Source organism: Pseudomonas sp. Sample_10, assembly GCF_004321495.1.
GTDB lineage: Bacteria > Pseudomonadota > Gammaproteobacteria > Pseudomonadales > Pseudomonadaceae > Aquipseudomonas.
In genome coordinates this window covers 1-6,784 of the sequence record NZ_RCOE01000175.1, presented here as the reverse complement: position 1 = coordinate 6,784, position 6,784 = coordinate 1, and the positions used below count along the sequence as shown (strand labels likewise).

Genomic DNA, 6,784 nt, shown 5'->3' with positions numbered 1-6,784 from the left:
CTACAGGGTTTGTGGGGTGTTTACCGGGGTGGATAGTTGGACAGTATCCGGGTGACGGTTTCGTGGATCGCATTGCTGCGATCGGCTGGATTGGGCGTGCGGCTGAGTATCTGTTCGTCGCTGCCGCGCCACACCAGTTTGCCGTCCCTGCCGTCGAACAGGTCGATCTGAATCGTGGCGACCTTGTATGAGACGAGCCGGGTCTCGTTGTACATCGGCGCGCCCCAGTAGCCGCTCCACGGGTTGCCATAACCGCCGCCGTAGTTGGTGGTTATCTGTTGCTGGCGTTCTTCGACAATCAGATAGGTCTGTACATTCAAGTCAGCCTTGGCACCCGTGGCAGCAGGGCGCAACCCGCGCTGATCAAGCTGATCGGTCACTGACTGGCGGATGCGTTGCTCGGTCAGGTCACTCTTGATCCGTGGATCATCGGGGCGATATTGCAAGACGGGCTCTTTCCAGCTCCAGCTGTGATAGGCGGCAAAGTCGCGGCTGGCGTCAAAGTCATGATTGACCTGGTTGGCTGCGCAGGCACTGAGCAGTGCGGCCACTGCCAGTAAAACGAAACGGCGGAACATGATGATTCTCCGGTTGAAGACATGAACCTGCGAAAGGCTTGTTATCTAACTGGGAGGATACGCCGACAGCGCCTTTTCTACAGCCTTGCGTATGGCATCCACCTGCTCACTCTGAGTGCCGCGATTGCTGGTTTCAGCGCTGGAACTCCACACGGCTTGACCGCTTTGTGCATCGTATAAATCCACTTGCACCACCACGACCTGTTCCTGATAGGTGCGGACGATCGGGACTGCGGTGTAGGCGCCGTAGCCATTGCCGTAACGGTTGTAACCGCCATAACCGCCGTAGTAGCCACCGCCGTAGTAATCGTCACGAACCTGGCGCAAACGGGTTTCCATCCGCAGGTCGGCGCTGACGAACAGGTCCGCCGGACGGTTGTCATGCAACGGGCGCAAGCCGCGTTGATCAAGCGCGCTGCTGACCGCTTCGGCAACCTGGGCCGAATCGGCCCATGCAGTGCCCGGCGGCATTTGTCCATTGAGCCAGGCCCAACTGCGATAGCGCCCATAGTCACGCGGTGGTGCCGGGTAGGCGCTGCGATCAAAGGTATTGGCCGCCTGCGCTGGCGCCGGGGGAAGGGGCTTGGAGGACGCCACGTACGGGTTGCTGCCCTGACATGCAGCCAAACCCAGACATAACAGCAGCAACCCTGAACGAGTTTTCATTTTGCGCTCCGATCAGACCGGCCGGCAGATCCAGTGCAGGTAACGCCCAAGCCCGGCAAAGCTTGGGTGGCGACGGTGGGCAAGCTCCATTTCCAGCAAGTCCACCAATTCGGCGCGGGCCTGGAACTCCACCGGCATGTAATCGTGGAAAACCCGCACTCCACTCTGGGTTTCGACCTGCCACAGACCTTCAAGTTGCGCCGCCAATTCCCGTGGATCAAGGGGTTGTTGCGGGGTCAGGCTCTGCTTCTCGCCGGCCATGTCGTTCTTGCGCATCTTGCGGAAATGGCCCTTGAGCAGGTTGCGATAGATCAGCGCATCGCGATTGTAGAACGCCAGGGAAAGCCAGCCATCGGCCTTGGTCAACTGATGCAACACCGGCAGGATCGCGTGGGGCTCGGCCAGCCATTCCAGCACCGCGTGGCACAGCACCAGATCGTAAGGTTCGGTCAATTGACCCAGCAGATCCTGCCACGGCGCCTGAATGAACGTTGCGGTTTGCCCGGCTTCGGCGAAACGCTGGCGGGCGCCTTCGAGCATCGGTTCGGCGGGCTCGGCCAGCGTCACTTGATGCCCGCGTTCGGCCAGCCACAACGACATGTGGCCCAGACCGGCGCCGATATCCAGCACCCGCAATGGCCGGTCCGGCAGGGTTTCGGCCAGATCGGCCTGCAGCACCGCCAAACGGATTGCGCCTTTGGCACCGCCGTAGATTTTTTCCGCGAAACGGGTCGCCAGTTGATCGAAATGACGGTCGCTCATCAGCTGAACCTCCGCTCGCTGTCGGCCAGTTTGCTGCGCACCACGTCATTCATGTCCAGCCCCAACTCCCCGCACAGCAATAGCAGATAAAGCACGATGTCACCGATTTCCTGGCCGGCATGGGCCAGTTTGTCAGCGGGCAACTGTCGCGACTGGTCTTCGGTCAGCCACTGGAAAATTTCCACCAGCTCGGCCATTTCGACACTCGCGGCCATGGCCAGGTTTTTCGGGCTGTGAAATGGCTGCCAGTCATTGCGGTCACGGATGGCGTGCAGGCGTTCGGTCAATTCAACAAGGTTCATCGGGCTCTCCTGAAGGCGTATAGCTTCGGGGGGATCACAGGTGAAGGCAAGTGACAAAGATCGGCAAGCAGGCTCGCTTCCACAGGTCATGCACAACACTCTATGCTTGTGGGGAACTCGCCACCGCGATCAATGGCCCAACGCTCGAACTCATCAGGACGCTCATTCCATGCAGGTAGAAGGTTTTTTCGAATGGCTCGGTCAAGCCATTGGTTCCGTCATCCGTTTCATCGTTGATGCGCTTAGTGGCCTGTTCCAACTGGTGAGCCGCGCCAGCAGCAATTTTGTCGACGGCTTGTCCCGCGCGCTGGGCATGGACACCTCGATCATCAGCATCGTTGTCTTGATCCTCGGGCTGGTGCTGCTGTGGTCGGCGATCCGCGCGTTCATGAATGCGTCGATCATCATGGGGATCATCTGGTTGATGCTGGGGTTGTGGTTGCTTAGCTGGATCATGCACTGACGCCCTCCCACATTGAATCGCGGCACATGCACATGTGTCGCTACAATGCCCGCTCCTCCAAGGAGCCTGCATGTCCAAGCTGATTGCCGACTGGCGCGACCGTCCTACCCATCGCCGGGTCTGGGCGCTGGCAGCGCCGATGATTCTCTCGAATATTTCCGTACCGCTGGTGGCACTGGTCGACAGCACCGTCATCGGTCACCTGCCCCACGCCCATCAGCTCGGTGCCGTTGCGGTCGGCGCCAGCCTGTACACCTTCCTGGCCTGGGCCATGGGTTTTCTGCGCATGGGTTCCACCGGGTTTGCCGCGCAGGCTGCCGGACGTGGGGACGGTGCGGCATTGCGGCAGATTTTGTTGCAGGGGCTGTTGCTCGCAATGGGGCTGGCGATTGTCCTGGGTGTCGCGGGCGTACCGCTGAGCGGGGCGGCACTGCACTTCATGCAGCCGTCGGCAGAGCTGGATCAGATGACCCGCGAGTTTTTCCATACGCGGTTGTTCGGCCTGCCCGCAGCGTTGGCCAGTTATGCGCTGGTCGGCTGGTTCCTCGGTACGCAAAACGCCCGGGCGCCACTGGTGATTCTCCTGAGCACCAACCTGGTGAATATCGCCCTGAACCTGTGGTTTGTCATTGGCCTGGAATGGGGCGTGGTCGGTGCGGCCCGGGCCTCGGTGATTGCCGAATGGACCGGCGCGCTGATCGGCCTGTTGATGACCCGCCAGGCCTTGCGCGCCTACCCCGGTCACATTGTCTGGGCGGCCCTGGGCTTGTGGCAGAGCTGGCGCCCGTTGCTGGCGGTGAACCGCGACATTTTTATCCGTAGCCTGGCCCTGCAATCGGTTTTTTTCCTGATCACCGTACAAGGTGCGCGGTTGGGCGACGCCACTGTCGCGGCCAACGCCCTGTTGCTCAACGGCCTGCTGCTGACCGCCCACGCGCTCGATGGCCTGGCTCACGCGGTGGAAGCCCTGTGCGGGCATGCCATCGGTGCCCGCGACCGCGATGCCCTGCGTCGGTCTCTGGTGGTGGCTTGCGGCTGGTCGTTGCTGGCGAGCCTGGGTTTCGCCGTGCTGTTCCTGTTGGCCGGGCACCTGTTCATCGCAATGCAGACCGACATTGCCAGCGTGCGCGATACCGCATTCATGTATCTGCCCTACCTCGCTGCGCTGCCATTGATCGCCGTCTGGAGCTACCTGCTCGACGGCCTGTTCATCGGCGCCACCCGTGCCCGTGAAATGCGTAACGGCATGCTGCTGACGGTGGCTTTGCTGGTGCCATTCGCTTGGGCGCTGCAAGGGTTTGGCAACCATGGCTTGTGGATAACTTTTCTGCTGTTCATGTTGCTCCGCAGCCTGACTCTCGGGGCCATTGCCTGGCGCCTGCGCCGCCACGACGGCTGGTTCGCCCGCGCTCATTGAGAGGGGTTTGTGCTCGGCAACCAGGCGATTTTGACTTCGAATGTCATGCTCGCGGCTCGTCGCCCTGCCAGCGGCTACGCAGGTCATCGAGGCGCTCCTGCTGGGTGTTTCCCACCAGCGGCAGTTGGGGCACGGCCCCGTGGTATTGCAAGCGCAACCACAACCAGCCATCGAGTACCGGCCGCTCGCTGAAGCCCAGCGCCAGCCCCTCCTGCAGATGCGACCACAAGCGCAAATATTCGCAGCCGGTGGCCTGGCTCCAGCGCCAGGCATGCTGCTCCAGCAGACAGGTTTGCAGGTTTTCCCGTTGCCGGGGGCTGAGGTCTTCCTCTGGCGCCAAAGGACGCACGGCAAGCCCCGGGTTGAGCAACTGCTGCCAACCCTGGCTGCCAATCGCCCGGTCAGCCCATGTTCCGCCGAACCAGCGCAATTGACTGATCGGCCCCAACCAGCGAGTCAACTCCCCGGCATCGCAGGCATCGAAGAAGTAACTGGCGGTCTGCGGGTTGTAGTAGCTGAGCAGTGCCCGATGATGCAGGCCGAACGAGACCGTCAGCATGCGCCGCAAGTGCGCGAGCAATGGTGTGGCGCAAGCCTCACTGGTCAGCAACAAACCTTGCCATTGGTGTGCGTCGTGTCGGCAAGTGTCCGCCAGTGCCGGGCAAGTCCGCAGGTCGACCAACACCGGACCGTGATCTTTCAGTGCATGCCATTCAGTCCCTTCGAACAATGAAAACTGCGACGCCTCGGCAAGAGTGCGTTGCAACCTCAAACTCGCCTGCGGTGCGCCCGATCTGTCCAACAGCAACCATTGTGCGATCGGATCGGGCATGTGCACGTCGATCATGCGATGCCGCTCCAGCCAGGTTGTGTCAACGTCCGACAGGTACAGATCGTCTGCGCACAATGATTGAAACTACCGCCGCCGGGCAGCAGACAGAGCAACAGCAAGGGCTCGCCTGAACGCAACCAGTCCTGCACGCCTTCCGGCAGGGCGTCGTCGGCGATGGATGCCTGCGCCTGCTGCCCGGTGTCGTCACGGGCAGGCAGGTGAATGACGCCGGTAATCATCGGCTGGTCCGGATCGCCTTCGACAAAACTCACCACCACCTCCACGCCCTCGCTCAGCGACCCGACGCCGACGGCTTGCAGTTCCGGCGCCAGCGGTAACCAACAGTGGCTCGGCGCTGCCCCCTCGCCTTGATAGACCCAGTCAAACTGCACCGCCACCGGTCGGGAAGGGTCGGGACGGGACTCATCGACATCCACCACCCATGCACGTTGCAGGCTGTGCATCAGGGGTTTATCCACACAACGGGGTGGCTCGAACGATGCCTGCCAATGCACCGCCCGCACATGATTGCTGTAAGGCACCCGCGGATCCTGACTGCCCTGATGCTCGACGTGAGTGAGCAACCACAGATGATTCCACTGGCGGACCGGATGACCGGACAACGGCATCAGCTGACCACTGCGCAGCGTCGGCAGGTCCGAGTGACCTTGCGCAGTCTGCGCGGTGCTGTCCACGCAACGCTGCACCTCGAAACGGCGCACAGCCGGTGGGCGGCCTTCGGGGCGGAAATCCACCGCCTGGCCCTTGCAGAAATGCCCTTGCCCATCGGCAAACACCACGCAATGCCCGTGCGCCCGGTGCTCAAAGTGATAATGAAGCCGTTGCTGGGCGCACAATCGCTGGACGAATTGCAAGTCCGATTCGCGGTATTGCGTGCAGTAGTCGCGAAGCGGGTAATCGCCCTGCAGTTCGAAACGCCGCTGCTGTCCGACAATGCCGTGCTCCCTGAGCACTTGATCGAGAATCTGCGGCACTGTCCTCGCGCTGAAAATACGCCGGCTGAAGCGCTGCGCCAGACACGCCAGCCTCGGGCCGAGACGCACGTGACAGAGTCTGAGCGTTGACCCATGGTCGCGTTGGACGAGTTCCTGCAATTGACCATGGACACGGTTGCCCTGCGGCCCGAAGTGCAGGGAAGCCGAACGGTACAACAGGCTGGCGAGGTCGAGCGCGGGGTCTTCGATCAGCAATTGCACGTCGAACACGAACGGCTCGCTGATGGCTTCTCTACCGGTAAAGGCCAGGACCTCGAAAGCGTCGGACAGACCTGCTACGTCCAGACGGAAGTCAGGTTCGTTGACTGGATCGAACATCGGCGATTCTCTACAGGAGGGGCGGCCGGGGATTCTCGCCGAGAGCCATGGCCGAGTAGAGAGGTGAAGTACAACTTAGGAAATGACCTACGCGAAAAGAAGACCAAATGACTTGGATAGCCGAGGACGTAGGCCGCTTCGCTTGAAAAAAGAGAAACGCCGCACCAGGTCATCTGAAATTTCCGTAGCGAACGGGAAATTTTCAGACAACCTGATGAGCGTGATGCTTACCTCAGGAAGACAGGTAAGAAGAACGTGTCAGGCCCAGGCGCAACGCATCAAGGAACTGGGTACGTTCGCTGGCACTGATGCGGGCACTGGCGCACTTGTCGCGGTAGTGAGTCATCAGTTCTTCCGGCGACAAGTGCACGTAGCGCAGCATGTCTTCGATGGTGTCGTGGGTTTCGATACCGGCGTGGTACACGCTGCC

At 61.2% G+C, this 6,784-nt stretch carries 8 protein-coding genes and 1 pseudogene; 2 read left to right on the top strand and 7 right to left on the bottom strand.

All coding sequences use genetic code 11. The features are described 5' to 3' along the window. Positions 1 to 20: 20 nt before the first annotated feature. From D8U18_RS17285 to D8U18_RS17270, 4 genes are read right to left on the bottom strand one after another with little or no spacing between them, the layout of a single operon-like run. Entirely contained in the window at positions 21 to 578 is a 558-nt protein-coding gene (locus D8U18_RS17285; protein ID WP_056852479.1) for a DUF4136 domain-containing protein, read from the bottom strand. 45 nt (positions 579 to 623) lie between these two features. Next, positions 624 to 1,244 (bottom strand): DUF4136 domain-containing protein, encoded by a 621-nt coding sequence (locus tag D8U18_RS17280; RefSeq protein WP_056852478.1) that lies wholly within the window; start codon positions 1,242 to 1,244, stop codon positions 624 to 626. A gap of 12 nt (positions 1,245 to 1,256) precedes the next feature. After that, entirely contained in the window at positions 1,257 to 2,006 is a 750-nt protein-coding gene (locus D8U18_RS17275) for a methyltransferase domain-containing protein (RefSeq protein WP_056852477.1), read from the bottom strand. Further along, positions 2,006 to 2,308 carry a MazG-like family protein gene (locus D8U18_RS17270; RefSeq protein WP_056852476.1) on the bottom strand — a complete coding sequence of 101 codons (303 nt, stop codon included), beginning with the start codon at positions 2,306 to 2,308 and terminating at the stop codon, positions 2,006 to 2,008. Before D8U18_RS17270 ends, D8U18_RS17275 begins: the two co-directional genes overlap by 1 nt. Positions 2,309 to 2,477: 169 nt before the next feature. On the opposite strand from D8U18_RS17270, the gene D8U18_RS17265 reads away from it, so the two are divergent. Together D8U18_RS17265 and D8U18_RS17260 are read left to right on the top strand one after the other, a co-directional pair. Further along, positions 2,478 to 2,771 carry a hypothetical protein gene (locus D8U18_RS17265; RefSeq protein ID WP_056852475.1) on the top strand — a complete coding sequence of 98 codons (294 nt, stop codon included), beginning with the start codon at positions 2,478 to 2,480 and terminating at the stop codon, positions 2,769 to 2,771. A gap of 70 nt (positions 2,772 to 2,841) precedes the next feature. Next, positions 2,842 to 4,188 (top strand): MATE family efflux transporter, encoded by a 1,347-nt coding sequence (locus D8U18_RS17260; RefSeq protein ID WP_056852474.1) that lies wholly within the window; start codon positions 2,842 to 2,844, stop codon positions 4,186 to 4,188. 43 nt (positions 4,189 to 4,231) lie between these two features. Here D8U18_RS17260 and D8U18_RS17255 read toward each other — a convergent pair whose 3' ends face one another. The 3 genes and pseudogenes from D8U18_RS17255 to D8U18_RS17245 form a co-directional block, all read right to left on the bottom strand. Next, the gene (locus tag D8U18_RS17255; protein WP_131108075.1) at positions 4,232 to 5,035 is read right to left on the bottom strand and encodes a DUF4123 domain-containing protein; all 804 of its coding nucleotides are present in this window, start codon (positions 5,033 to 5,035) and stop codon (positions 4,232 to 4,234) included. Further along, positions 5,032 to 6,354, bottom strand: a complete 1,323-nt coding sequence (locus D8U18_RS17250) for a contractile injection system protein, VgrG/Pvc8 family (protein WP_131108074.1) — start codon at positions 6,352 to 6,354, stop codon at positions 5,032 to 5,034. The genes D8U18_RS17255 and D8U18_RS17250 overlap by 4 nt, the downstream gene beginning before the upstream one ends. Before the next feature lie 232 nt (positions 6,355 to 6,586). Further along, positions 6,587 to 6,784 (bottom strand): annotated as a pseudogene (locus tag D8U18_RS17245) (arginine decarboxylase); the annotation flags it as partial.

What these genes read in the sequence shown, in the direction of transcription:
- D8U18_RS17285 (WP_056852479.1), bottom strand. Translation starts at nt 578, where the DNA reads ATGTTCCGCCGTTTCGTTTTACTGGCAGTGGCCGCACTGCTCAGTGCC.
- D8U18_RS17265 (WP_056852475.1), top strand. Translation starts at nt 2,478, where the DNA reads ATGCAGGTAGAAGGTTTTTTCGAATGGCTCGGTCAAGCCATTGGTTCC.
- D8U18_RS17275 (WP_056852477.1), bottom strand. Translation starts at nt 2,006, where the DNA reads ATGAGCGACCGTCATTTCGATCAACTGGCGACCCGTTTCGCGGAAAAA.
- D8U18_RS17250 (WP_131108074.1), bottom strand. Translation starts at nt 6,354, where the DNA reads ATGTTCGATCCAGTCAACGAACCTGACTTCCGTCTGGACGTAGCAGGT.
- D8U18_RS17270 (WP_056852476.1), bottom strand. Translation starts at nt 2,308, where the DNA reads ATGAACCTTGTTGAATTGACCGAACGCCTGCACGCCATCCGTGACCGC.
- D8U18_RS17255 (WP_131108075.1), bottom strand. Translation starts at nt 5,035, where the DNA reads ATGATCGACGTGCACATGCCCGATCCGATCGCACAATGGTTGCTGTTG.
- D8U18_RS17260 (WP_056852474.1), top strand. Translation starts at nt 2,842, where the DNA reads ATGTCCAAGCTGATTGCCGACTGGCGCGACCGTCCTACCCATCGCCGG.
- D8U18_RS17280 (WP_056852478.1), bottom strand. Translation starts at nt 1,244, where the DNA reads ATGAAAACTCGTTCAGGGTTGCTGCTGTTATGTCTGGGTTTGGCTGCA.